Origin of the sequence: Planotetraspora phitsanulokensis, assembly GCF_016863295.1 — a bacterium.
Lineage (GTDB): Bacteria > Actinomycetota > Actinomycetes > Streptosporangiales > Streptosporangiaceae > Planotetraspora > Planotetraspora phitsanulokensis.
On record NZ_BOOP01000013.1, the window covers coordinates 271,732 to 295,693 of the forward strand.

General features: G+C 70.1%; 22 protein-coding genes. 15 read left to right on the plus strand and 7 right to left on the minus strand.

Annotated elements, in window-relative coordinates; all coding sequences use genetic code 11:
• Nucleotides 1–102: 102 nt before the first annotated feature.
• The 7 genes from Pph01_RS16915 (at nt 103) to cutA (ending at nt 7,450) form a co-directional block, all read left to right on the plus strand.
• A complete protein-coding gene (locus Pph01_RS16915) occupies nt 103–1,716 on the plus strand; it encodes a PucR family transcriptional regulator (RefSeq protein ID WP_239116760.1) in 1,614 nt (537 codons plus the stop codon).
• A gap of 15 nt (nt 1,717–1,731) precedes the next feature.
• Nucleotides 1,732–1,950, plus strand: a complete 219-nt coding sequence (locus Pph01_RS16920) for an RNA-binding S4 domain-containing protein (RefSeq protein ID WP_204074030.1) — start codon at nt 1,732–1,734, stop codon at nt 1,948–1,950.
• 27 nt (nt 1,951–1,977) lie between these two features.
• Nucleotides 1,978–2,106, plus strand: a complete 129-nt coding sequence (locus Pph01_RS43345) for a hypothetical protein (RefSeq protein WP_275412840.1) — start codon at nt 1,978–1,980, stop codon at nt 2,104–2,106.
• Between the two features lie 171 nt (nt 2,107–2,277).
• Nucleotides 2,278–3,648 (plus strand): uracil-xanthine permease family protein, encoded by a 1,371-nt coding sequence (locus tag Pph01_RS16925; protein ID WP_204074031.1) that lies wholly within the window; start codon nt 2,278–2,280, stop codon nt 3,646–3,648.
• Between the two features lie 18 nt (nt 3,649–3,666).
• Nucleotides 3,667–4,551: an FAD binding domain-containing protein gene (locus Pph01_RS16930; RefSeq protein ID WP_204074032.1), complete on the plus strand. Its 885-nt coding sequence runs from the start codon at nt 3,667–3,669 to the stop codon at nt 4,549–4,551.
• Nucleotides 4,548–5,051 (plus strand): (2Fe-2S)-binding protein, encoded by a 504-nt coding sequence (locus Pph01_RS16935; protein WP_204074033.1) that lies wholly within the window; start codon nt 4,548–4,550, stop codon nt 5,049–5,051. The genes Pph01_RS16930 and Pph01_RS16935 overlap by 4 nt, the downstream gene beginning before the upstream one ends.
• Nucleotides 5,048–7,450, plus strand: coding sequence for an aerobic carbon-monoxide dehydrogenase large subunit (cutA, locus tag Pph01_RS16940; protein ID WP_204074034.1), 2,403 nt, complete (start codon nt 5,048–5,050; stop codon nt 7,448–7,450). The genes Pph01_RS16935 and cutA overlap by 4 nt, the downstream gene beginning before the upstream one ends.
• Here cutA and cydB read toward each other — a convergent pair.
• Nucleotides 7,408–8,352: a cytochrome d ubiquinol oxidase subunit II gene (cydB, locus tag Pph01_RS16945; protein ID WP_204074035.1), complete on the minus strand. Its 945-nt coding sequence runs from the start codon at nt 8,350–8,352 to the stop codon at nt 7,408–7,410. The two genes, cutA and cydB, sit on opposite strands and share 43 nt — an antisense overlap.
• A gap of 11 nt (nt 8,353–8,363) precedes the next feature.
• The gene (locus Pph01_RS16950) at nt 8,364–9,743 is read right to left on the minus strand and encodes a cytochrome ubiquinol oxidase subunit I (RefSeq protein WP_204074036.1); all 1,380 of its coding nucleotides are present in this window, start codon (nt 9,741–9,743) and stop codon (nt 8,364–8,366) included.
• A 348-nt stretch (nt 9,744–10,091) separates the two neighbouring features.
• Here Pph01_RS16950 and Pph01_RS16955 point away from each other — a divergent pair, with 348 nt between their 5' ends.
• The 3 genes from Pph01_RS16955 to Pph01_RS16965 all read left to right on the plus strand — a co-directional run bounded on the left by Pph01_RS16955 (nt 10,092) and on the right by Pph01_RS16965 (nt 14,804).
• Nucleotides 10,092–10,745: an SRPBCC family protein gene (locus tag Pph01_RS16955; protein ID WP_204074037.1), complete on the plus strand. Its 654-nt coding sequence runs from the start codon at nt 10,092–10,094 to the stop codon at nt 10,743–10,745.
• Between the two features lie 96 nt (nt 10,746–10,841).
• Nucleotides 10,842–12,884 (plus strand): hydantoinase/oxoprolinase family protein, encoded by a 2,043-nt coding sequence (locus Pph01_RS16960; RefSeq protein WP_204074038.1) that lies wholly within the window; start codon nt 10,842–10,844, stop codon nt 12,882–12,884.
• Between the two features lie 84 nt (nt 12,885–12,968).
• On the plus strand, nt 12,969–14,804 hold the full coding sequence (locus tag Pph01_RS16965) for a hydantoinase B/oxoprolinase family protein (RefSeq protein ID WP_204074039.1): 1,836 nt from the start codon (nt 12,969–12,971) through the stop codon (nt 14,802–14,804).
• A gap of 106 nt (nt 14,805–14,910) precedes the next feature.
• Here Pph01_RS16965 and Pph01_RS16970 read toward each other — a convergent pair whose 3' ends face one another.
• The gene (locus Pph01_RS16970) at nt 14,911–15,828 is read right to left on the minus strand and encodes a glycoside hydrolase family protein (protein ID WP_204074040.1); all 918 of its coding nucleotides are present in this window, start codon (nt 15,826–15,828) and stop codon (nt 14,911–14,913) included.
• Between the two features lie 108 nt (nt 15,829–15,936).
• On the opposite strand from Pph01_RS16970, the gene Pph01_RS16975 reads away from it, so the two are divergent.
• Entirely contained in the window at nt 15,937–17,007 is a 1,071-nt protein-coding gene (locus Pph01_RS16975; protein ID WP_204074041.1) for a helix-turn-helix domain-containing protein, read from the plus strand.
• Between the two features lie 25 nt (nt 17,008–17,032).
• On the opposite strand, the gene Pph01_RS16980 is transcribed toward Pph01_RS16975, so the two are convergent.
• Nucleotides 17,033–17,335, minus strand: coding sequence for a hypothetical protein (locus Pph01_RS16980; protein ID WP_204074042.1), 303 nt, complete (start codon nt 17,333–17,335; stop codon nt 17,033–17,035).
• A 100-nt stretch (nt 17,336–17,435) separates the two neighbouring features.
• Here Pph01_RS16980 and Pph01_RS16985 point away from each other — a divergent pair, with 100 nt between their 5' ends.
• Nucleotides 17,436–17,900: a hypothetical protein gene (locus Pph01_RS16985; RefSeq protein ID WP_204074043.1), complete on the plus strand. Its 465-nt coding sequence runs from the start codon at nt 17,436–17,438 to the stop codon at nt 17,898–17,900.
• 5 nt (nt 17,901–17,905) lie between these two features.
• On the opposite strand, the gene Pph01_RS16990 is transcribed toward Pph01_RS16985, so the two are convergent.
• Nucleotides 17,906–19,852 carry a hypothetical protein gene (locus Pph01_RS16990; RefSeq protein WP_204074044.1) on the minus strand — a complete coding sequence of 649 codons (1,947 nt, stop codon included), beginning with the start codon at nt 19,850–19,852 and terminating at the stop codon, nt 17,906–17,908.
• Nucleotides 19,853–20,088: 236 nt separating this feature from the next.
• Here Pph01_RS16990 and Pph01_RS16995 point away from each other — a divergent pair, with 236 nt between their 5' ends.
• The 3 genes from Pph01_RS16995 (at nt 20,089) to Pph01_RS17005 (ending at nt 23,092) form a co-directional block, all read left to right on the plus strand.
• On the plus strand, nt 20,089–20,244 hold the full coding sequence (locus tag Pph01_RS16995) for a hypothetical protein (protein ID WP_204074045.1): 156 nt from the start codon (nt 20,089–20,091) through the stop codon (nt 20,242–20,244).
• A gap of 188 nt (nt 20,245–20,432) precedes the next feature.
• Complete coding sequence (locus tag Pph01_RS17000) at nt 20,433–21,605, plus strand: CaiB/BaiF CoA transferase family protein (RefSeq protein ID WP_204074046.1); 1,173 nt, start codon at nt 20,433–20,435, stop codon at nt 21,603–21,605.
• A complete protein-coding gene (locus tag Pph01_RS17005) occupies nt 21,602–23,092 on the plus strand; it encodes a carboxyl transferase domain-containing protein (protein ID WP_204074047.1) in 1,491 nt (496 codons plus the stop codon). Before Pph01_RS17000 ends, Pph01_RS17005 begins: the two co-directional genes overlap by 4 nt.
• Here Pph01_RS17005 and Pph01_RS17010 read toward each other — a convergent pair.
• The gene (locus tag Pph01_RS17010; RefSeq protein WP_204074048.1) at nt 23,071–23,505 is read right to left on the minus strand and encodes a hypothetical protein; all 435 of its coding nucleotides are present in this window, start codon (nt 23,503–23,505) and stop codon (nt 23,071–23,073) included. The genes Pph01_RS17005 and Pph01_RS17010 overlap by 22 nt on opposite strands.
• Nucleotides 23,502–23,960, minus strand: a complete 459-nt coding sequence (locus Pph01_RS17015) for a hypothetical protein (protein WP_239116761.1) — start codon at nt 23,958–23,960, stop codon at nt 23,502–23,504. Before Pph01_RS17015 ends, Pph01_RS17010 begins: the two co-directional genes overlap by 4 nt.
• Nucleotides 23,961–23,962 lie beyond the last annotated feature (2 nt).

Below are 23,962 nucleotides of genomic sequence, written 5' to 3' on the forward strand. Positions count from 1 at the left end.
TACGGAGAAAGCTGCCAACAGTCGGCCAAATGCTTGGCTCTTCCTGACAGTCGGGTCGATCATGCACAATCGGCGTGAGACCTTGACACCTCGGAGCGCATGATGACGATGGACCCGGCCCCCCCGGCGATGCGCCTGGCCAGCACGGGAACGATCCTCCACGGTGTCTCGGTGGGCGAGGTGCTCGGGGTTTCGACCCTGGCGGAGGCCCGGCTGATCGCGGGAAAGAGCGGACTCGACCGCATCGTCCAGCGGCTCAACGTCATGGAGGTCCCCGACATCCTCGCGTGGGTGAAGCCGCACGAGTTGCTGCTCACGACGGGCTACCCGCTGCGCAACACGCCCCAGTCGCTCGACCGCCTCGTGGCCGACCTCGACGAGCGGGGGCTCGCCGCCCTCGCCATCAAGCTCGGGCGCTACCTGGACGAGTTGCCGGGGGAGATGGTCGAGCAGGCCGACAGGCTGAACTTCCCGCTGATCCTGCTGCCCAACGACGTCGGATTCGACGACATCCTCAACCAGGTCCTCACCGACATCCTCAACCGGCACGCGGCGATCCTCGCGCGGACGGAGGAGGCGCACCGGGCCCTCGTGCAGATCGTCCTCGCGGGCGGCGGGATGCGCGAGGTGACGGCCGAGGTCGCCGGCCTGCTGCACGCGGCCGTCGCGGCGGTGGACGCCTCCGGCAGGCTCCTGGCCACGGCGGGGGACGCCGAGCAGGTCACGATGTTGCGGGAGGCGCACGGCGCCGGTTCGGGGACGCCCTCGCCGACCGTCGAGCCCGTGACGAGAGCCGACGGGCACTACGTGGCGGTGCCCGTCGTCGCCGGGGGCCACCACCACGGCAGGATCGTCGCGTTCAGCGCGGCGGGCACGCTCACCCCGAGCGACATCGGGATCCTCGAGCGCGCGGCCACGGTCGCGGCCCTGGTCATCACCCGGCAGGAGGCCGTCACCGCCGTCGAGAGCAAGTACCGCGCCGACTTCCTTCGGGACGTGCTCACCGGCCGGGGCGGGACGCGGGTCGTCGAGCGTGCCCAGGCGTTCGGCTGGAACCTGGAACGCCCGGTGAGCGTGCTCGTGGCGGAGATCGACCCGGACGCCGACGAGCGCCCGGCCCAGGACCGCATGCTCGCGGCCTGGCAGGCGGCGGTGCGCAGGTTCGACCCGAGGGGCGCGGTCGCCGGCTTCTCCCACGAGGTCGTCGCCATCGTCGGAGCCGAAGTGGACGCCCCCAGGCTCGCCAGGGACGCGCTGGCCGCCATCGCCGACGGCACGTTCTCGACCGGGCTCAGCCGGGTCTCGAACGGGGCCGACTCCCTTCCCGCGGCCTACGGCCAGGCGCTCAAGGCCGCCAGGGTGGGACGCCAGCTTCACGGGTCCGGCGCCGTCGCCCACTTCGACGAACTCGGCGTCTACCGGCTCCTGTCCCTGGTGAACGACACCGACGAACTGCACGCGTTCGTCCGGGAGACGCTCGGGTCGCTCGCGGGGGACGACGACGTGGAGAACGCCGACCTGCGCAGGACCCTGCAGGTCCTGCTGGACACCAACCTGAACGTCGCGGAGACGGCCCGCCGGCTGCACTTCCACTACAACACGCTCCGCTACCGGATCGGCAAGCTGGAGCGGCTGCTGGGCAACTTCACCGAGGACGCCCACCTGAGGCTGAACCTGACCCTGGCGCTCCACGTGCTCCGCATGCGCGGCATCTGACCCTATATTGACGCCGTGAAAGAGACCTTCGAGCTCAGGGACGACTACATCCCTCTGTGCGACCTGCTGAAATTCTGCTTCGTCACCGAGAGCGGCGGCGCGGCCAAACATCTCATCGCCGAGGGCAACGTCCTGGTGGACGGCGAGGTGGAGCTGCGCAAGGCGTGCAAGATCCGCGCGGGTCAGGTCGTCAGCGGGGACGGGTTCGAGATCCGGGTGATCGCCGCCCCGTGATCAGCCGGCCGGCGACTCCGACACGGCATGGACGATCCGTTCCGGCGCGGCCTGCTGACGATCGCCAGAGCCACCGGCGAGGCCGAGCTCGACTGGCTGCGCGCGACCCTGGCGGAGCTCGGGGGACGGCGCACCGGGACCGATTCCGAACGGTGAGCGAGGTTTCGGCGTCAACCGGGTTCGGCTTTGGCAGATCATGCCCATGTCTAACGGCCCCGGCCGTCTTACAGTCCCGGCAAACGGTCGAGATCGACCGCACGAAGCGCCGCGGCGGGACGCCGGCGGGGTGGCCACCGGCCCACGGCCCGTTTAGCTGAAGGGGCTCACATGGCATTTCGATGGACGGTCCACGGTGAGGGACGAGGACTCGCGCCGGGCGAGGTCGTCAGGCCCGACGAGCGGCTGAGCTGGCCGCGGATGGTGGGCTTCGGCGCCCAGCACGTGATCGCGATGTTCGGCGCGACGTTCGTCTTCCCGCTGGTCATGGGGCTCGACCCCAACCTCGCGATCATGATGTCGGGTGTCGCGACGATCCTGTTCCTGCTCATCGTCCAGGGCAGGATCCCGAGCTATCTCGGAACGTCGGCGTCGTTCGTCGGCGCCGTCGCGGCCATCCGCGCGGCCGGTGGCGACGACGGCCGGGTGACCGGCGCCATCCTCATCGCGGGTGTGGTGCTGGCCGCCGTCGGCGTCGCCGTCCACTTCCTCGGGGTCCAGATCATCCACAAGGTCTTCCCGCCGGTGGTGACGGGCGCGGTGGTCATGCTGATCGGGTTCGGCCTGGCGTACGTCGTCGCGGACATCTACTGGCCGCAGGATCACTGGATCGCGCTCGTGACGATGGTCGCCACCGGGCTGTTCCTGGTGATCTTCAAGGGCTTCCTCGGCCGGATCGGCATCCTCCTCGGCCTGATCTTCGGATTCGCGGCGTCCTGGGTGGTCGACAAGATCTGGGGGAACATCACCGCACTCAACGCCGGGACCGGACAGATCGACACGCACCCTCGCGTGAACTTCGACGCCGTCTCGACGGCGGACCTGTTCGGCCTGCCGAGCTTCCACGCGCCGAGCTTCCAGGCCTCGGCCGCCATCCTGGTGCTGCCCGCGGTCATCGCGCTCATCGCGGAGAACGTCGGCCACGTGAAGGCGGTCGGCGAGATGACCGGCACGGACGTCGATCCCCTGATGGGCCGGGCCATCATCGGCGACGGCGTCGGCACCGCCCTCGCCAGCGCCGTCGGCGGCTCGCCCACCACGACCTACGCGGAGAACATCGGCGTCATGGCGGCCACCCGCGTCTACTCGACGGCCGCGTACTACATCGCCGCCCTCGTGGCGATCCTCTTCGGATTCTCGCCCAAGTTCGGCGCGCTCGTCGCCGCCACGCCCGGAGGCGTGCTGGGCGGCGTCACGGTCATCCTGTACGGCATGATCGGCCTGCTGGGCGCGAAGATCTGGATCGAGAACCGGGTCGATTTCTCCGATCCGGTCAACATGGTCCCGATCGGAGCGGGGATCATCCTCGCGGTCGGCCCCGTGACGCATCAGATCACCGGCGATTTCTCACTCGCCGGGATCACGCTCGGCACCATAGTGGTACTTGGTGGATATCACCTGCTCCGCGCGATGGCGCGCCGTCCCGACAAGGAGGTCTCCGGTGGGGAGATCGGATTCGAGCGAGACGCTGCGGCGGGCTGAGGGGCGGGTCCCCCTGTCGTGAAGCCACCCCCCTTCGACTACCACCGGCCCGCCAGGCTCGGCGAGGCGCTTCGGTCCCTCGCCGAGGCCGGCGCGCACGGCAAGGTCCTGGCGGGGGGCCAGAGCCTGATCCCGCTGCTCAACATGCGGCTGGCCGCGCCCGGGCACCTCGTCGACATCAACGGCCTGACCGGGCTCGACACGATCGCCGCCGACACGTCGGGAGTGCGGGTGGGCGCCCTGGCCAGGCACGCCGCGGTGGAACGATCCGGCTCCGCGCGTGCCGCACAGCCGCTGCTCGCCCAGGCGCTGAGGCTGGTCGCCCATCCGGTGATCCGCAACCGGGGCACCGTCGTCGGCAGCCTTGTCCACGCCGATCCGTCGGCCGAGATGCCCGCCGTCCTCGCCCTCCTCGGAGGCTCGGTACGGCTGGCGAGCATCGGCGGCGAGCGCGACGTCGCCGCCGCGGACTTCTTCGTCGGGCCGCTGGAGTCGGCCTGCCTGCCGGGGGAGCTGGCGGTGTCGGCGTTCTTCCCCGCCCTGCCCGAGCGGTCGGGCACCGCGTTCTGCGAGGTGGCCCGGCGCCACGGCGACTACGCAGTGGCCGGAGTGGCCGCCTCCGTCACGCTGGACGAGGACTTCCGGATCTCCGCGGCCCGGGTGGCGTGCGTCAGCGTCGGCCCGGTGCCCGTGGTCGTCGACGTGACCGGCGTCTGCGGCCGGCGGCCCCCGGCGTCCGTCGACTGGGACGGGGTCGCGAGAGCCGTACAGGACCGGATCGAACCCGAGGGCGACATCCACGCGACGGCCGCCTACCGGCGCCACCTCACCGGGGTGCTCGTCACGAGGGCACTGCGCGGCGCGGCTCGGGAAGCGGCCGACGGCGGGGAGGGACGGGCATGAGCGAGACGACCGGCGCGCACAGGACGCACGCCATCACGCTGACCGTCAACGGCGTGCTGCGCGAGGTGACGGTGCCCGCCCGGCGGTTGTTGTCCGACTGCCTGCGCCACGACCTCGGGCTCACCGGCACCCACGTCGGATGCGAGCACGGCGTGTGCGGCGCGTGCACGGTGCTGCTGGACGGTGAGCCGGTCCGGTCGTGCCTGACCTTCGCGGTGACGGTCGACGGCCACGAGATCACCACGGTCGAGGGGCTGGCGGAGGAGGGCGCCCTGTCCCCGGTGCAGAGGGCGTTCTCGGAGTGCCACGGGCTGCAGTGCGGCTTCTGCACCCCCGGCTTCCTCTGCACGGTCACCGCCTTCCTGCGCGACAACCGGACGCCGACAGAGGAGGAGGTCCTCGAGGCCGTCTCGGGAAACCTGTGCCGGTGCACCGGCTACCAGAACATCATCAAGGCGGTCCACCGGGCCGCGGAGATCCAGGCGGAGGAGTCCGGGTGACGACGAAGCTGTTCGGGGAGCCGGTCCAGCGGCGGGAGGACGCCCGCCTGATCACCGGTCAGGGGCGGTTCCTCGACGATCTCGGCGCGAACGCGCTGGCCGCGGCGTTCGTCAGGTCGCCGCACGCGCACGCGAGGATCCGGGACGTCGACGTCTCCGCCGCGCTGGACGTGGAGGGCCTGGTCGCGATCTACACGTGGGAGGACCTGCCCGGCCTGATCGCCGAACCGCTGCCGCTGCTGATCCCGCATCCCGCGCTCACCCACGGCCGTACGGGCCACGTCCTCGCGCGCGACGTCGTGCGGCACGTCGGCGAACCCGTGGTCATGGTCGTGGCGGCCGACCGCTACGTGGCCGAGGACGCCTGCGCGCTCATCGAGGTCGACTACGAGCTGCTCAAGCCGGTCGTCGGCGTCGAGGAGGCCGCGGAGGCCGTCAACCTCGTCCACGCCGACGTGCCCGGCAACATCGGCGCGCACCTGGTGCAGGAGGTGCCCTCGGCCGCGGGGACGTCCGCGCGGGAGGCCATCGAGGCCGCGCCCCACACGCTGGCGTTCCGGCTCGACATCGAGCGGAGCGCGTCCATGCCACTGGAGGGCAGGGGCGTCTACGCGCGCTGGGACGCCGACGACGAGTCGCTGCGGGTCTACACCTCCACGCAGACCTCGACCAGCGTGCGGATGGCCGTCGCGGCCAAGCTCGGGCTCCCGCTGCCCAAGGTGGAGGTCATCGCGCCGGACGTGGGCGGCGGCTTCGGCGTCAAGATCGTCCATCCGTGGCCGGAGGAGATCCTCGTGCCGTGGGCGGCCCGCCTGCTCGGCCGCGAGGTCAAGTGGGCCGAGGACCGGCGCGAGCACTTCATCTCCTCGGCGCACGAGCGCGCCCAGGTGCACCACGTGCGGGTCGGCTTCGACGAAGACGGCCACGTCCTCGGCCTCGACGTCAACATCCTGCACGACCACGGCGCGTACACGCCGTACGGCATCATCGTGCCCATCATCACCTCGACCCAGTTGGTCGGGCCGTACAAGATCGGCGCCTACCGGGTCGAGTTCACCTCGATCTACACCAACACCGTGCAGGTCACGCCGTACCGGGGCGCGGGCAGGCCCCAGGCCGTGTTCTGCATGGAGCGCACGATGGACCGGATCGCCGCCCACCTCGGGCTGGACCGCACCGAGGTGCGCGCGGCCAACTTCATCCAGCCCGGCGAGTTCCCCTACGACCAGGGCATGACCTTCCAGGACGGCCGCCCGCTCATCTACGACAGCGGCGACTACCCCGAGTCGCTGCGGATGCTCAAGGAGCTCATCGGCTGGGACTCGTTCCCGGCGATGAAGGCCGAGGCCGCCGCCGAGGGGCGCACGATCGGCATCGGCGTCGGCTGCTACGTCGAGGGCACCGGGGTCGGGCCGTACGAAGGCGGTCACGTGCAGATCACCTCGGACGGGCGGGTGCACGTCTCGACCGGGCTCACCTCGCAGGGGCAGGGCCACGAGACCGTGTTCGCGCAGATCGCGGCGACCGAGCTCGGCGTGCCCATCGAGAAGGTGTCCGTCGTCACGGGCGACACCCGGCGGTTCGGCTACGCCGTGGGGACGTTCGCCTCCAGGGCCGCGGTCATGAGCGGCAACGCCATCGCCCTCGCCTGCAGGAAGGTGCGGGACAAGGCCCTGAAGGTCGCCGCCGACGCCCTCGAGGCCGACCCCCGCGACCTGGAGATCACCGACGGGGTCGTCCACGTGGCCGGCACGCCGTCCGCGTCGATCCCCCTCGCGACGGTGGCGGTGTTGTCCAACCCGCTGCGGTACGCCTTCGACCAGGAGGCTCAGCGGGCCACGCAGTTCGCCGGGCCGTCCTCCGACGACCGCCCGCCGGTGGAGGACGGCGAGGAGCCCGGGATGGAGGGCAGGGACTACTACTCGCCGGTCCGGTCGACGTTCGCGTCCGGCATGCACGCCGCGATCGTCGAGACCGACCCGCTGACGGCCGAGATCAAGATCCTCAGGTACGTGGTCGTCCACGACTGCGGCAAGCTGATCAACCCGATGATCGTCGAAGGGCAGATCCACGGCGGGGTGGGCCAGGGCGTGGGCGGCGCGCTCTACGAGAAGATGGTCTACGACGAGCACGGGCAGCTGCTGAACGCCTCGTTCATGGACTTCCTCATGCCCTACGCCACCGAGGTGCCGCGGATCGAGACCGCCCACCTGGAGACGCCCTCGCCGCTGAACCCGCTGGGCGTCAAGGGCGCGGGGGAGGCGGGGGTGATCCCCGTCTCCGCCGTCATCGCCGCCGCGATCGAGGACGCCGAGGGCATCACGATCGACCGGATGCCGATCTCCCCCTCCGACCTCTACTCGCTGCGGGCCGACACGCGCCTGCGGAAGACCCAGTAGGTCCACGCCTGGTAGGCGATCACCCCGGGGAGGGCGAGCACGCCCAGCCAGGTGAGCACGGTCAGGGTGTAGGGGGCGGACGCCGCCGCGGTGACCGTGACGCCCGGCATCGGAGCCGGCCACAGCCTTCCGAACAGGGTCGCCGTCGTGAGCACGATCGCGGCCGCGGTCGCCGTGAACGCCCAGCCCTCCCTGCGCCGCCAGACCAGCGCCACGCCCGAGGCCAGGGCGGCCATCGCGGCCAGCGCCGAGGCCCACAGGAACGGCGACGCGGACCAGTCGGGAACGGTCAGGGCGGAGGACCCGGGAAGGGACGGCAGGGCCACCGCCGCGAGGGGGACGGCGGCCGCGGACACGAACAGTGCCGCCCGCCGGGCGCGGGCCCGGACGGGGCCCGTGGTCCTGAGCGCGACGAACACCGCGCCGTGGAGCATCGCCATCGTCAGCGACAACGCGCCGCCGGCCGCGGTCGCGAGAGCCGTGCCGTACACCATGTGCCCGAAGACGGCGCCCCAGAGGAACGCGGGGAGCACGCTGCCCGCCACGATCCCGGCGTCGCAGAGCGCCAGCTCCCGGCGGGAGGTCACCTTGCCGCGCCACTCCAGGCCGACGCCGCGCACGATGAGCCCCACGATGACCAGGAAGAGGGGGAGGTAGAAGCCGCTGAGCATGTGGGCGTACCACACGGGGAAGGCGGCGAACATCGCGCCCACGGCCGTGATCAGCCACACCTCGTTGCCGTCCCAGACCGGCCCGATCGTCGTGAGGACCTGCCTGCGGTCCGCGTCGGACCTGGACAGCAGCGGCATCAGCGCGCCCACGCCGAAGTCGAATCCCTCCAGCACGAAGTAGCCCGTCCAGAGGAACGCGATCATGATGAACCAGAACGTCGTCAGCGTCATGGGGATGCTCCTCAGTACATGAGGGTCGGCGTCAGCCGCGCCTCGCCGGAGGGGACCGGCTCGACGGGGACGGGTTCGGGACCGGCCTTGATATGGCGCACCAGCAGGACGCCCTCCGCGAGGGCGAGCACGCCGTACAGCAGGGTGAACCCCGCCAGAGTGGCCGCGACCTCCGTCAGGGAGACGCCGGGCGACACGCTGGCCGCGGTCATGAGTTCGCCCTGCACCGTCCAGGGCTGACGGCCGATCTCGCTGAGCAGCCAGCCCGCGACGATCGCCGCCGACGGCAGGGGCAGCGCGAGCACGCACAGGCGGGAGAACCAGCGGGGCGGCCCGGCCCGGCGCCGGGTGAGCCACAGGCCGAGGAACGACAACCCGACCGTTGCCATGCCGAACACGATCATCACGCGGAACGACCAGAAGACCACCGGCAGGTTGGGCGTGTAGTCGGCAGGGCCGAAGGCGGCCGTGTAGCGCCGCTCGATGTCGTCGGTTCCCTGGACCACGGCCTGCGGGTCGTGGGCGGCCAGAAGGCTCAGCAGGCTCGGCACCTCGACCCCGGGCACGATGCTGAAGGACGCTCCCGCGGTGTCATGGCGCAGCCCCTCGGCCGCGGCGAGCTTCATCGGCTGCTGCTCCCTGAGCAGGCGCGCCGACTGGTCACCCGTGCCCGCCACCACGATCCCGGCGATCGCGGTCATCACGAGGGCGCCGCGCAGGCTCGTCCGCCACATGCCGGCCTCGCCGTACGAGCCCTCGCGCAGGATGCGGTAGCCGCTGACCGCGATCACGAAACCGCCGGCCACGACGAACGCTCCGGCGACCACGTGCGGCACCTGGGCGAGCGCCGTCGAGTTGGTCAGGACGGCCCACAGGTCGGTCATGCGGGCCCGGCCGCCGACGACCTCGTAGCCGACGGGGTGCTTCATCCAGGCGTTCGCGGCGAGGATGAAGTACGCGGACAGGTTGGAGCCGATGACGGCGGCCCACAGGCAGGCGAGGTGGACCGCGCGCGGAAGCCGCTCCCAGCCGAAGATCCACAGGCCGAGGAAGGTCGACTCCAGGAAGAACGCGAGCAGCGCCTCCATCGCCAGCGGCGCTCCGAAGACGTCCCCCACGAAGATCGAGTACTGGCTCCAGTTCATGCCGAACTGGAACTCCTGGACGATCCCCGTGACCACGCCCATCGCGAAGTTGATCAGGAACAGCTTGCCGAAGAACTTGGTGAGCCTGAGCAGGTGCTCACCGTCCTCGCCCCGTCGGGTACGGCGCAGCCACGCCGTCTGCAGGCCCGCGACGAAGACGCCGAGCCCGATCGTCAGGGGTACGAAGAGAAAGTGGTAGACGGTGGTGACCCCGAACTGCCACCGTGCCAGGTCCAGCGCGTCCATGTCCCCCTCGCGGGTGCCGGAGCTCTACAGCTTGTAGTTCTACCTCTAGTAGTACTACAAGCTGTAGAGCAATGAGAGTGTGCGGTGCCGGGAACCGATGCGATCTTCGTCACAGAGGTCGTGCGTCTCCCCGGAGGTACGCCACCAATGGTCGGCCCGCCCGGATCGGCGGGCATCCGCCACACGGGTGATCCCCCTGTACGCCGACCGACCGATTGGGCATGAATACGGCTGCGCCGACCGGACGACGTGTGAACTTCTGGGTAACTCCGCGGCGACGGAGAGGCAGATGTTGCCGTACTCGCCGGTCCCGGAGATTGTCTAGTGTGCTCGGCATCGGAGGTGCCCATGAAGGTCGTTGGCAGTGCAGTGCTCGCAGTCGAGCGCAAGCGGGTCTGGGACGCGCTTCAGGACCCCGCCGTCCTGGTGCGGACGATCCCCGGCTGCGAGCGGCTGGAGGAGATCGGCGGCGACGCCTACAAGATGACGGTCGCCGCGGGGGTCGCGTCGATCAAGGGCGTCTACCAGGGTGAGGTCACCCTCGCCGATCAGCACGAACCCGAGCGGTTCGTGCTCAGGGCACGCGGCCAGGGCGCCCCCGGCACGGTCGAGGCCACCGTTCGCGTACGGCTCAGCGAGGCGGAGGAGGGCGGCACCCGCGTCGACTATGACGCCGAGGCCGTCGTGGGCGGGATGATCGGCGGAGTCGGCCAGCGCATGCTCGGCTCGGTGGCCAAGAGGACGGCCGGCGAGTTCTTCACCGCCGTCGAACGGCACCTCGTGTCCGGACCCGTCGCGGTGCCCGCCGTCCCGGTGAAGGCGGCCGAGGTGGCCACCGAGGTGACGCCCGGCGCCCAGGTCTTCACCCGGCCCGTCGAGCCGGCGGCCCGGACGGGCGCGCCGGTGTGGCCGGTACTGGCCGCGTTCGGCATGGGCGCGGGGATCGCGCTGGGCAGCGCGGTGATCGGCTGGCTCCTCGGCCGGTCGGGCCGGCGGCGCTAGCTCTCCGTCATCGGTGGCAGGGTCTGACGACGGGCTGAGTTTTCTTCGGCAGAGTGCGCCGGTTCGGGGGCCGGTCGCGGTCGGTAAACACTGAACATGGGTAGCGTCCGCATCGGGGTCGACACCGGAGGCACGTTCACGGACGTCGTCCTGGTCGACGAGGAGACCGGTGAGATCGTCACGACCAAGACCCCCTCGACGCCTGCCAATCCGGCGGACGGATTCATGGCAGGTGTTCACAAGGTCCTGGAGCTCCATACCGGCTCGGACGATCTCGGCGGCGTGTCCGCGATCGTCCACGGCACGACGGTGGCCACCAACCAGTTGCTCGAGGACCGCCCCGGCGGCACCGCGCACCTGGGCTTCGTCACGACCGAGGGCTTCGAGTTCATCCTGGAGATCGCCAGGCAGAGCGTCCCGGACGGCTACGGCAACTCCTACTTCTGGGTCAAGCCGCCCCGGATCGTCCCCGTGCACCGGGTGCGGACCGTCGGCGGGCGGCTCGACCACCTGGGGCGTGAGGTCAGGCCGTTCGACGAGGCGGGAGCCGTACAGGCCGCCCGCTGGTTCGCCGAGAACGGCGTCACCGCTATCGGCGTGTGCTTCCTGCACTCCTACGCGAACCCCGAGCACGAACGGCGCATGCGCGAGGTGATTGAGCGGGAGCACCCCGGCGCGGTCGTCTCGTTGTCGAGCGACGTCCTGCGCGAGTACCGGGAGTACGAACGATCGGTCACCACGCTCGTCGACGCCGCGGTCAAGCCCATCATGCGGCGCTATATCGGCAACCTGTCGGACCGGCTCGGGCGGCCGTTCTCGGTGATGAAGAGCAACGGCGGCGTGTTGTCGGCGTCCGAGGTGGTCCACCAGCCGATCACGACGGTCCTGTCCGGGCCCGCGGCGGGCGCGCTCGGCGCCGCCCTGATCGCCGGGACGGCCGGGCACCCGGGGGTGATCACGCTCGACGGCGGAGGCACCTCCACCGACGTGGCGGTGGTGGTCGACGGCGAGCCGTCCCTGACGACCGAGGGCACCATCGGCAGGTACCCCTGCAAGATCCCAATGATCGACATCGTGACCGTGGGCGCGGGGGGCGGGTCGATCGCGTGGATCTCCCGGGAGGGCACGCTGAAGGTGGGGCCGCGGTCGGCCGGCGCCGACCCGGGACCGCTCTGCTACGGCAGGGGAGGCACCGAGGTCACCGTCACCGACGCCCACGTCTTCCTCGGCCGGGTCCCTCCCCACCTCCTCGGCGGGGAGATCCCGCTCGACGTGTCCGCCGCCAGGGCGGGCATCGAGGCTCTGGCGGGCAAGCTCGGCCTGTCGCCCGAGCGCTGCGCGACCGGCATCCTCGAGATCAGCGCGTTCAACCAGTCGAACGCGATCCGGCAGATCACCGTCAAACGCGGCCTCGACGTACGGGACTTCCCCATGGTCGCGTTCGGCGGATCGGGGCCGCTGCTCGCCTGCCGCCTGATCGACATCCTCGGTCTCCGCGCGGCCATCGTCCCGCCGAACCCGGGCAACGTGTCGGCGTTCGGCCTGCTCACGGTGGACGTGAAGAACGACTACGTCCGCACCCACGTCTCCCGTGACCCGTCGCGGGAGACGCTGCGGGCCGTCTTCGCCGAACTGGAGGGTCAGGCCGCCGCGGCGCTCGACCGCGAAGGCTTCACCGATCACGTGTACGCGCGCAGCGCCGACCTGCGTTACTACGGCCAGGCGTATGAGGTCAGGGTGCCCGCCCCGGACGGACCGCTGGACGACGGCTGGCGGGCCGCCGTCGTGGACCGCTTCCACGAGGCGCACCAGCGGCTCTACGGGTACGGCTATCGCGACGACCCCCGTCACGCCGTCGAATGGGTGAACCTGCGGGTCTCCGGCGTCGGCCCGATCACCCGGCCGGCGATCGCGCGCGTGCCGTACCAGCTCGAGGAGCCGAGCCCGATCGCGACGCGGGACGTCTTCTACGAACGGTGGGGCCGCACGGTGATTTACCGCCGTGCCGACCTCGGCGCGGGAGCCGTGGTCACCGGTCCCGCGGTCATCGAGGAGTACGGCTCAACTCTGCCGGTGCACCCCGGCTTCACGGCGACCATGGACGACTACGGCAACCTCGTGGTGGTGAGCGACCGATGACCTGGAGCGAGCCCGACGCAGTGAGCGGAGTGGTCCGTGAGGTGCGAGCGGCCCGCGCAGCGAACGAGGAGTGGTGAGCGACCGATGACCGACGTCGATCCGATTCTGGTGGAGATCGTCGAGGGGACGCTCGCGTCGGTCGAGATGGAGGTCGAGACCTCGATCGCCCGGACGGCCCGCTCGCCGATGATCCGCGACGCGCACGACTTCCGCGCGGGCATCCACGACGTACGGCTGCGCAAGCTGACCGGCAGGTCCTACTCGGCGCTGGTCCAGCCGGTCGTGCGCGACTTCCCGATCGAGACGATGCGGCCGGGCGACGTCTACTTCCACAACGACGTCTACCTGTCGGAGGGCGGGATCGGCCACCTGCCCGACCTGTGCGTGACCGTGCCGGTCTTCCACGAGGGGGAGGTGGTGGCCTTCGTCCAGGCGTTCGGGCACCACGACGACATCGGGGGCGCCGTGCCGGGCTCGATGCCGTCCCACGCGCGCAGCGCCTTCGAGGAGGGCCTGATGGTCCCCCCGATCAAGCTCTGGGACCAGGGCGTGCCCAACCGGGCGGCCCTGACGATCATGACGCGCAACTCGCGGATGCCCGACTCGCTCGCGGGCGACCTGGACGCGGAGTGCTCCGCCTGCCTGATGGGCGCCAGGAGACTGGGGGAGATCTTCGACCGCTACGGGCGCGCGGCCGTCGAGGCCTGCTTCGACGCGATCATCGCGAAGACGACGGAGACCTTCCGCCGGGAGCTGCTGTCGAAGATCCCGGAGGGGGTGCACGTCTGGGAGGACTACGCCGAGCACGACGGCGTCGACGAGCCCAGGCTGCACACCCAGCGGATCACCCTGACCGTGGACCACTCGGCCGACGTGCCGTTGACGATCGACTTCACCGGGACGTCCGCCCAGGCCAAGGGGCCGATCAACCACGCCGGCGACTACGCCGACGGGGTCTTCCTGAAGAAGTGGCTCGCGCCGGTCCTGCGCAACCTCGCCGACACGCCCGAGCGGATGGCGGAACTCGACGTCAACGAGGGAGTCGTCCCGCTGATCAGGATGGTGTTCCCGGAGAAGGGCACGCTGCTGACGCCGATCTTCCCGGCGCCGACCAACGCCAGGACGTTCGTGATCCTCCGGCTCCTCGGGGTGCTGGCGGGCGTGCTCGCGAAGGCCACCGGCGGGCGCATGCCGGCCGACCAGGAGACCATCCGCTACACCGGGGTCTACGGCGAGTCCGACGACGGCCCGTACCTGATGCGGGAAGTGCTCGGCGGGGGTTCGGGCGGCCGCTGGTACGCCGACGGGGAGGACACCATCCACGTCGTCCCCGACTCGCGCAACATCCCTGTCGAGTTCGCCGAGGCGCGGTGGCCCTTCCTGGTCGAACGGCTCGGGCTGGCCGTCGACAGCGGCGGGCCGGGGGAGTTCCGGGGCGGTCTCGGCTACGACAAGCACATCCGCATGTTGCGGGACGCGTCGTTCATGTCGATCGCCGATCGGTCGATCCTCGCGTGCTGGGGCGTGAACGGCGGCCGGGCGGGCCGTCCGTTCCTCGTCACGGTGAACGGCGAGGAGATGGAGGGCCTGGTGGACGACTTCCCCGTGAGGGCAGGGGAGATCGTGCGGGTCCGGACCACGGGAGGCGGCGGGTGGGGCTCGCCGTACGAACGGGAGGCCACGCGGGTGGCCGCCGACGTCCGCGACGGGAAGGTGTCCATCGAGGCGGCGAAGGACGACTACGGGGTCGTTCTGCACGGCCCTCGCGACGATCTGCGGATCGACGAGGAGGCCACGCGGCGGCTGCGGGCGGCCGCACGGGCGGAGCAGCGGACGCGACGGGACGCCTTCTTCGACCGGGGGCCGGGTTACCCGAGGCTGTCCGGCGGCCTGACGCACGCCGACGTCGACCACCTCTGAGGATGTGCGTGGCCGGCATCGATGTGCGGCGGCGGGTCCGTCCCGCCGCCGCACGCCCGATCACCAGCGGGCCGTCTTCAATGTGCGCTCGTTGTGGCCGGCGAGGTTACGAGTACGTGGTGTAGCAGTAGGTGGTGCCTTCGTAGGTGACACCGTTCATCGTGCCCACCGTGGTGACGCAGGTCGTCGTCTCCCAGTAGATGTAGTTGAGCGCGCCCCCTCCGCCGGAGAACGGTGATCCCACGACGACGACGCCGTTGGGGTAGGCCGCTCCGCCGACACCGGTGCTGGGCACGCCCTTCGGCAGGTCCTTGGGGTCGCACACCGCGCCCTGTTGCATCAACTTGATGTTCCTGGTGGCCCGGGCGCCGACCTGCTTCGCCCAGAGCGAGTTCTTCATCTCCAGCCCGGCACGGTTGAAGTCGCCGACGTTCACGGCGGCGATCATGCGGGTGAACTCGCGGAACCTGGCCGCGCCCATGTTGTACATCATGTCGATCAGCACGAGCTGCCGCGCCGATGTCAGACGGTCGAAGTTGTAGATCACTGTCCTGAGGTTCGCGATGGCGGCGTAGAAGTCGTTCTCGAACAGGGTGATGATCTGAAGGGGCGTCAGATCCTGAGTCCCGGCGCGCACCGCGGCGTAGTTGGCGCCGACACTTTCAATGCGGGCCTGCGCGCCGGGTCGGTTGAGGTTGAAGCCGATGCCCACCGTGGGGTTGCCCTTGCTGTCCGGGTACACGTGAGGGTCGCCGGCGAGCCCATGGAGGCTCTCGTTGTTGGCGATGTACGTCTTCATCTCCAAGAGCGTGAGCTGCGGGCCCTGCTCGGCGGGGTCGGGGGCCTCGGGGTCGTAGCCTCCGCCCCCGGGAGTGCCGGGGCTGCCGGGGGTAGTGGTGCAGGGGTCGGGGAGCGGGTCGGCGTGGGCCGGCGTGGATGTGAGGGCGATGGCGGAGAGGGTGAACGTCATCATGAGGAGAACGGCGGCGAGCAGGCGCAACGGCGGGGTTGTGCGAGTGGTCATGAGCTTCCCTCATGTGATGGTGGATGACGAGCTCATGATCAGTCGCGGAGCGGGCACGTAATATCCCAGATTCCTGGGATATTCCTGGCAGCTGGTTAGGCTGCCGCCGTGACATCCCGCAGGGAAGCCGAACGACGGGCGATCTCCGATCTCAAGGACCTCGCCGGTGCGCCGCTGACGGCCCCGGAGGTGTTCCGGCAGGCCGACCTGGTGCTCCGGAAGTTGCTCGGATACGACGCGGTGTGCTGGCACGCCACCGATCCCTCTTCGGGCCTGGTCGCGTCGGTCCTCACCGACGATCTGGAGCTGGACGACTTCCGGCAGGCGGTGCAGCTGGAGATCTGGGGCGACGACGTCGCGAGGTTCCCCGAGATCCGGCTCAGCGCCCGCGTCGCCGACACGCTCAGCCGCGCCACGGGCGGCGTTCTCCGGCGCAGCCTGCGTTTCCGTGAGCAGATCGCCCCCGCGGGGTTCGGCGACGAGTTGCGCGCGGTGTTCGACGCCGGAGGCGGGATGTGGGGCTGCGCCGCGTTCATGCGGGCACCGGACCGGGGCCCGTACCGGCCCGGCGAGCTGGCGCTGGCCCGACGCGCCGCCCGGTACATCGGCGTCGCGCTCCAGCGCAGTCAGCTTCGCGAGCCGCCTTCGCAGGCGGCTCTCCCGCCGGCCGTGGTGCTGCTCGGGCCGGACAACCACCTGATCGACGCCGACGAGCAGGCGGAGCGGTTGCTCGCGGAGTTCGCCGACGATTCGACCGGCATCTTCAGCGTGCCGACGCCGTTCGTCATGGCGGCCGAGCAGGCCCGGGCCGCGGTCGCCGGCACCCGGACCCCCATGCCTCTAAGGGCACGGGGACGTGGTGGGCGATGGTTCGTGTTGCACGCGTCCCTGCTCAGGGAAGGGCCTGACGGACCAGCGGCGGTGGTGATCAGCCCGGCGTCGCGCGCCGAGATCATGCCTGTGGTGTTCGCCTCCTACGGGCTCACCCACCGCGAGTGCGAGGTCGCTCTGCAGGTGGTCCAGGGGCGTGGCACAGGCGACATCGCCCAGGTGCTCTGCATGACGCCGGTGACCGTGCAGGATCACCTCAAGTCGATCTTCACCAAGTCCGGTGTCCGAAGCCGGCGGGAATTCGTCGCCCAGCTTCTCGTGGTGCGGCCCCCGGAAGTGTGGACCTGAAGGGCCGCGAACGGTCCCGGTGGCCCTATCCCCAGACGCCCATGCCGGACGCGGCCGCCCGCGAGACCATGCGCGGGGTGGAGCGAAGCTCGGCCTCGAGTTCGGCGAGCACGTGCCGGGCGGCCGCTCTGATGCGCGCCCTGCGCCCGTTGAGCTCGTCGCCGAACGCCCTCGCTGTTGGTCCCACCCACACCGCGCGGCCGCCGAAGGTCGCGCAGGCGTTGTCCAGGGCCGCCTCCAGCACGTGGAGGTGCTCTCGTGCGGCCGCGAGCGCCGTCTCCAGGTCCCGATATCTCGGGTTGGGGACCAGATCGTCGTCGAGGGGCAACGCCGGACTCCTGCTGTAGGGATATTCGGGGTGGCGCAGCGGTTCTGCTTGAGATTATGTGGGCTGGACCCGATCACTGCCACTCGCGGAGGCGAAGAGAATGCTCGGCCATTCCGGTCACGTACGGCTTCGCGGTCTGCTCGTGGTTCTGGCGGTTGCTCTTCCGCTGGTTCTCGCCGGTTGTGATTCCGATGACGGCCCCACCGCCGCCCAAGCCGGCCAAACCCTGAAAAATCACATTCTGCAGCTCCTCAAGGAGCGTGACGCGCAGGACGTCACCATCACCGATCCCGGCGGCAAGAACATCCCCTGCGGTGACGGCAAGGCGAAACAGACCTTCGCGGTTGTGGCGGCAGATGCCGATGCCCGGACGCAGCCGCAGATCATCAAGGACGGCTTCATCTCGGCCCTCGGTCATGTCGGAAATTACCGAATAGTTTCAGATGAATTCGATGACAAGCCGATTAAGGTTGAGAATGCCGACGCTGCGACAGTCGTGTTCATCGGATCTCCGGGCAATGGCCGCATCGACATCAAAGGACAGACTCAGTGCCTGGCGCTTTAAGGTGGTCAGTCAAACGTAAGCGCGCGACTCCGTGCACGGGTCTTGCGTCCTTCGAACACGGTCGCGAAGTCGCTCGCACTTTCTCCGAGGCTTTGTTTGTCTCCGGTTCCCATGCCGTTGGCGATGAACCATTGATCGAGCGAACGCAGGCTGTTTTCACCTGCTCGGGCGATCTCGGCGAACGGGCGAAGGCGGCCGCTTCCGTCGGCGATGCCAAGAGAATGATCTGTGTCGTATTCCTCTGGCGAGACTCGGGGGGCGAAACCGGCATCCATCATGGCCCCAACGATCGTGTGCTGACGGCCCAGGGTCTCGAGATTGTCGGTGTCGGCGATTTTGCCCACCTCAGATTGCGCATCCGGTTTGTAGGTGTCCGAAGCGGATACGCCGGTGCTCAGGAGCGTCCAGAACATCGCTCCGGCAAGGCCGGCGGGGACACCCACACCGGCCAAACCAAGTGTCGTGCCGAGCGCGAAGCTGGCGTCGTCGGATGCCTCAGCGGTGGCCTCGTCCATAGCTCTTGCGGACTTTTCCGCGGCCGCGAGCTCAAAGCCGCGCACGTTGCCCAGTGCGGCGAAGACGTCATCCAAGTGAGAGGGGTCCTTGCTCCTGATCATGATCGGGACGTTTTCGTCGATCAGCCGTCGGGTGAAGTTCCCCATCCCGTCGTCGAACGGCCTCCGATCGGCCGCCGTGCCGGCGAAGGCCGCGATGAAGCGATAAGTGTCCTCCGGACTCAGGCGAAATGCGGGATTCAGTCCGGGAATGCGTGACGTCATTGCTCCGAAGGAACTCGGAAGCAATTGGTTGTCGTCGCCGAGGTTGGCCCCTTCGGTGATTTCGGTCGCATACGCTCCGGCGATCTCGGCCAGGTGGATCCGGGCTGGAGGCGCGATTTCAAGGTCGTCCACGCCCGCGATGACCATGAACGCGAAACGGGCGGCTACATCGCTGTGCTCGCCGTCCGATTCGTCGTAGGCGCCGGATGCCGACGCCAGAAGGCGTCCGAACGCGTCGGAGGACGAGGCGTCCTCCGAAGCGCGACCGCTGAGATCTTTGAGGAGCGTCGCGAGATCCGGCCTGCCGTCGGCCGATAGGAAGCCGGGCCGGGCGAGCAGCGGGAACCGGGGAACGTCACGGGGTCGCGGACTGTCGCGAGTCGCGAGGCTCAACGCCAAGCGAGCGGCTTCGGGATCCCGGGCGAGCGCGTTCAAGTACGGCGTCAGAGCGGAGGCGAGAAGTGTGTCGTCCGGAGGGAACACCTGCGTCGCGACGACCTTCGCCAGCCACTCGGTGGGGAAACGACCCGCCGACAGCAGGTCGCCCACGGCCTTCTGGTCCTCGGCGCTCTGCGCCCGTGTGCCGAGTGCGTCCAGAACCGCGGAGAAGCCCGCCATGTCGCTCGCCCCTCCGACGGCTGTGCCGAGGGCGCGGCTCACGGTTGCGAGGGCGGTCTCCTCACCCTCCTGCAGCGCTTTCCTGAGCCGACGCGGAAGGTCCAGCGTGAGCCGTGGCCCCAGGAAGGCGAAGAACGCGGCAGTGAACTCGGGATCGTGGACATGCCCGGCCAGCCGCTCGACGATCTCCGCGTACTTGTCGTTCAGCGCGAGGTCGAAGAACGCGTCCGGATCGATGTCGAGGAGGTCCGAGGCCAGTTGGCGGCCGAGGCGCCGTGCCTCCGCGCCGGGGAGGATCGCCTGCTCCTCGTACGGCAGGAGCCCGCCGGGCGCCCCGGGATTCCAGCCGGGCAGCCGGGCGATGCCGTTCGCCATCTGATGGCGCCTGCGCAACTCCGGCAGGTTCTCGTCGATCCACCGCTCCGCCTCGCCGACCGGGTCCAGCGACGCCGCCGGAACGCCGTTGGCGGCGAAGATGCGGCGGACCATCTCGGCTCGCTCGCCGATCACGCCGCGCGCGTGCTCCAGCTCGGTGACGAAGCCCGCCAGCAGCACGGGGTCGATCCCGCTGAAGTCCGGAGAGAGCGGTCCCGTCCCCGGCGGCACATTTCCCATGTTCCGATCGCCTCTCCGACGTCCCAGGCGCACCAACGTAACGCCTCGCACATGGGCGTGCCGAGCCATTGGCCGGGAACCGTATGGCGCCCGTTAGGTGTGATCTTGTGATTGGAGGCGACACCCCTGGGTAGCCGAATAATGACAAAACGACACAAGGGACGGTGAACGGGCAGATGGCGAAGATAATCGAGCGGATCAAGGAATATTTCCGCGGTCCGCAGGGCCGGCGGATGACGGAGAAGGCGAAGACGATGGCCCGCGACCCGCGCAACAAGGAGCGGTTCCAGCGGCTGATGGACCGAATGCGCAGGCACAAGCAGCCCCACTGACCTCACGGTTCCGATTCCGCACCGCCGTTCGCGCGCTGCGGACCTTCGTCGCGACCGGACAACCGTGAGGACGGCGCGGTGTTCATGACGAGGTCGCCTGGCGACGGGCGGCGCCTTCGGTGGAAGTGATCCGGGTCACCTGGCAGTCTTGCCGGAAGGACCCGAATCGTCTTCCGTGGAGGCTGACCGTGCAGAGACCTCTCCGTAACCAGGGACCTCTCAGCGGCGTCGTCGTGCTCGACCTGTCCCGGGCTCTGGCCGGTCCGCACGGCGCCCAGATGCTCGGGGACCTGGGAGCACACGTGATCAAGGTTGAGCACCCGTCCGGGGACGAGTCACGGAACTGGGGTCCACCTTTTGTCGGACCAGATCACGATATTTCGACGTATTACCTGGCCGCGAACCGCAACAAGCAGTCGATCACCGTCGACATGAAGTCCGCCGAGGGCCGTGACCTCGTCGAACGGCTCGTACGGCAGAGCGACGTGCTGGTCGAGAACTTCCGCGCGGGAGTGCTTGACCGGCTCGGGTTCTCCGTCGAGCGCCTGCACGAGCTCAATCCGCGCCTGATCGTTTTGTCGATCACGGGATTCGGGCACGACGGGCCCGAGGGCGGCAGGCCCGGCTATGACCAGATCGCCCAGGGTGAGGCGGGCCTCATGTCGCTCACGGGGCCGTCGCCGGAGGAGCCGTACCGGGTCGGAGCCTCGATCGCCGACCTGCTGGCGGGCGTGCACGGCGCGTACGGCGTCGCCGCCGCCCTCTACGAGCGGGAGCGGACCGGCCGCGGCACGGTGGTGCGCACGTCGCTGCTGGCCTCGGTGGTGGGCGTGCACTCCTACCACGGGACGGCCTGGACCGTCGGGGAGACCGTGCCGCGCGCCAGCGGCAACCACCATGCCTCGATCGCGCCGTACGGGGCGTTCCACTGCGCGGACGGCATGATCCAGCTCGCGGTCGCCAACGACGGTCAGTGGCGGAAGATCGCCGAGCTCCTAGACATAGATCCAGATATCCCGAAATATGCGACTAATAGGGATCGCTTCGCGCATCGAGAGGAGCTGATCGCCGACATGGAGAAAGCGCTGGCCGCGCACACCCGGGCGCACTGGCTGGCGACGCTGGGTGAGCTCGGAGTGCCCGCCGGCGCCATCCGCTCGATCGACGAGGTCTACGCCTGGGAACAGGTGCACGCGCAGGGCCTGGTGGTGACCGTCGACCACCCCGTCCTCGGCCCGATCGACCTGCCCGGCCCGCCCCTGCGCTTCGACGGGGACGACCCGCGGGACCACACGCCGCCTCCGGCCCTGGGCCAGGACAACGACGCCGTGCTCGAATGGCTTCGCGAGCGCGAACGATGACCTCACGCCCGGACGCGCGAGCCCTCATCGTCCGGGTGCTCGACGCCCACTCGTGGAAGCCGTGGGACGAACCGCCCCTCGACCGCGCTGCCCCGGGATCGCAGTATGCCGAGGAACTCGCCGCCGCCCGGGCCGCCACAGGCTACGACGAGGCGGTGATCACGGGGGAGGGCACGCTCGACGGCCGGCGGGTGGCCGTCGTCGCCTGCGAATTCTCCTTCCTCGCCGGGTCCATCGGCGTCGCCGCCACCGAGCGCCTGGTCCGCGCGGTCGAACGGGCCACCGCCGAGGGACTGCCGCTGCTCGCGGCCCCGGCCAGCGGCGGGACCCGCATGCAGGAGGGCGCCCTCGCCTTCGCCCAGATGGTGAAGATCACAGTCGCGGTGACGCGCCATCGCGACGCGGGCCTGCCGTACGTCGTCTATCTGCGCCATCCCACCACCGGCGGCGTCTTCGCGTCGTGGGGCTCGCTCGGCCACGTGACCGCCGCGGAGCCGGGGGCGCTCATCGGCTTCCTGGGCCCGCGGGTCTACGAGTCGCTCTACGGCTATCCGTTCCCCGAGGACGTGCAGGTCGCCGAGAACCTGTACGCCCACGGCCTGGTCGACGCCGTGGTGTCCGCCGAGGACGCGCGGGAGATCGCCATCAGGGCGCTCGCCGTGTTGTGCGCCCCGAGGAGGGGGCTGGTCCGTGGGCCGGAACCGGAGGACGCCGGCGAACCGGCGGAGGCGTGGGAGGCGATCATGCGCTCCCGCCGCGACGACCGGCCGGGGGTACGCAGCCTGCTCAAGCTGGGCGCCGACGACGTCACGCCGCTCAACGGCACCGGCACGGGGGAGCACGAGCCCGGCCTGATGCTCGCCCTCGCCCGGTTCGGCGCGGCTCCCGCCGTCGTGCTGGGCCAGGATCGCAGGCGCCAGCGGGCCGGCGCACCCCTCGGCCCGGCGGGGCTGCGGGTGGCGCGCCGCGGCATGCGTCTGGCGTCCGAACTGGGCCTGCCCCTGGTCACCGTGATCGACACGGCGGGCGCGGCGTTGTCCAAGGCCGCCGAGGAGGGCGGCCTCGCGGCGGAGATCGCCCGTTCGCTGGCCGACCTCGTCATGCTGGACGCGCCGACCGTGTGCCTGCTGCTCGGCGAGGGCGCGGGCGGAGCGGCGCTGGCCCTGCTGCCCGCCGACCGGGTCGTGTGCGCCCAGCACGGATGGTTGTCCCCACTCCCGCCGGAGGGCGCGTCGGCGATCCTCTACCGGACCGTCGACTTCGCGCCCGAGATCGCGCGGTCCCAGGGTGTCCGGGCCGCGGACCTGCTACGGGACGGCATCGTCGACCGGATCGTCCCGGAACGCCCTGACGCGGCCTACGAGCCCGAGGCCTTCTGCCGCCGGGTCGCCCGGACGCTCGAGTACGAGATCATCGGCCTGCTCGACACGCCCGCCCCCGAGCGCCTCGCCGCTCGTCTGGAGCGCTACCGGTCGCTGGGGTCCTGATCTTCGGTGGTGGGGACGGGCACCCGCTCGACCCGGATCGAGTGCACCTCGTCCCGGGGGACGACCACCTCGTAGGCGCCGTGGTCGACCAGCCAGTAGCCGAGAGCCTCCGCCTTCATGCCGCTGTGACCGGTGTAGGCGATGTGCAGGCCGTCGGCGTCGCCGCCGTCGTCCTCGTCCAGGACGAGGCACGGCTCGCCGCCGAACGCCCCGACCGTGCGCAGCAGTGTCAGCGACTGGAGGTCGGACCGGCGCACGCTCAGCCGCCAGTAGCTGCCGACCTTGGCGAACCCCTCGTCGGCGGACTCGCTGAACAGGACGACGTCGTCGCTTTCCGGCCCGATGGCCGCGGCGTAGGTCTGGCCGCGGTACTCGGCGACGAACCCCAGGCCGGCCGGTTCGATGTCCGTCATGACGCGGGCCGCCAGGTCAGGCCGTCGTAGCCGGCGAAGGAGCGTTCCCCGGCGCCGGTGAGGTGGGTGATCTCCGCCCCGGCCGGGATCGGCATCGGCATGGTGTGGAACTGGGGCACCACATGCTCCCGGGAGGTCGTGAACCCGTTGCCGGTGAACGGCGGTGAATCGCTCCAATCCCCGCCCATGTGCGGGCCGTACGGGACGACGTAGGTGTCGATGTCACGCGCGTACCACCGCATGATGTACAGCTCGGGCACGTCCGGCGTCAGCTCCGATCCTTCGAAGCCCAGGTCGAGGGCTTCCACGAGCGACCCGGGGGTGGTGAGGCGGCCGCAGTCCTGCACGCGGTAGACGTACCCCGAGATGATCGTCCGTTTGCTCCCCAGGTACGGCACGAGCAGCCTGGGCGGGATCACCTTTTGCATCTGTGTCCTGTGTCCCGGCTCGCTCATGG

Bases quoted from the DNA above. Each gene is read 5' to 3' on its own strand.
- Pph01_RS16915 (WP_239116760.1), top strand. From the start codon at position 103: ATGACGATGGACCCGGCCCCCCCGGCGATGCGCCTGGCCAGCACGGGA.
- Pph01_RS43345 (WP_275412840.1), top strand. From the start codon at position 1,978: ATGGACGATCCGTTCCGGCGCGGCCTGCTGACGATCGCCAGAGCCACC.
- Pph01_RS16925 (WP_204074031.1), top strand. From the start codon at position 2,278: ATGGCATTTCGATGGACGGTCCACGGTGAGGGACGAGGACTCGCGCCG.
- Pph01_RS16935 (WP_204074033.1), top strand. From the start codon at position 4,548: ATGAGCGAGACGACCGGCGCGCACAGGACGCACGCCATCACGCTGACC.
- cydB (WP_204074035.1), bottom strand. From the start codon at position 8,352: ATGACGCTGACGACGTTCTGGTTCATCATGATCGCGTTCCTCTGGACG.
- Pph01_RS16950 (WP_204074036.1), bottom strand. From the start codon at position 9,743: ATGGACGCGCTGGACCTGGCACGGTGGCAGTTCGGGGTCACCACCGTC.
- Pph01_RS16955 (WP_204074037.1), top strand. From the start codon at position 10,092: ATGAAGGTCGTTGGCAGTGCAGTGCTCGCAGTCGAGCGCAAGCGGGTC.
- Pph01_RS16960 (WP_204074038.1), top strand. From the start codon at position 10,842: ATGGGTAGCGTCCGCATCGGGGTCGACACCGGAGGCACGTTCACGGAC.
- Pph01_RS16965 (WP_204074039.1), top strand. From the start codon at position 12,969: ATGACCGACGTCGATCCGATTCTGGTGGAGATCGTCGAGGGGACGCTC.
- Pph01_RS16970 (WP_204074040.1), bottom strand. From the start codon at position 15,828: ATGACCACTCGCACAACCCCGCCGTTGCGCCTGCTCGCCGCCGTTCTC.
- Pph01_RS16985 (WP_204074043.1), top strand. From the start codon at position 17,436: ATGCTCGGCCATTCCGGTCACGTACGGCTTCGCGGTCTGCTCGTGGTT.
- Pph01_RS16995 (WP_204074045.1), top strand. From the start codon at position 20,089: ATGGCGAAGATAATCGAGCGGATCAAGGAATATTTCCGCGGTCCGCAG.
- Pph01_RS17005 (WP_204074047.1), top strand. From the start codon at position 21,602: ATGACCTCACGCCCGGACGCGCGAGCCCTCATCGTCCGGGTGCTCGAC.
- Pph01_RS17010 (WP_204074048.1), bottom strand. From the start codon at position 23,505: ATGACGGACATCGAACCGGCCGGCCTGGGGTTCGTCGCCGAGTACCGC.
- Pph01_RS17015 (WP_239116761.1), bottom strand. From the start codon at position 23,960: ATGAGCGAGCCGGGACACAGGACACAGATGCAAAAGGTGATCCCGCCC.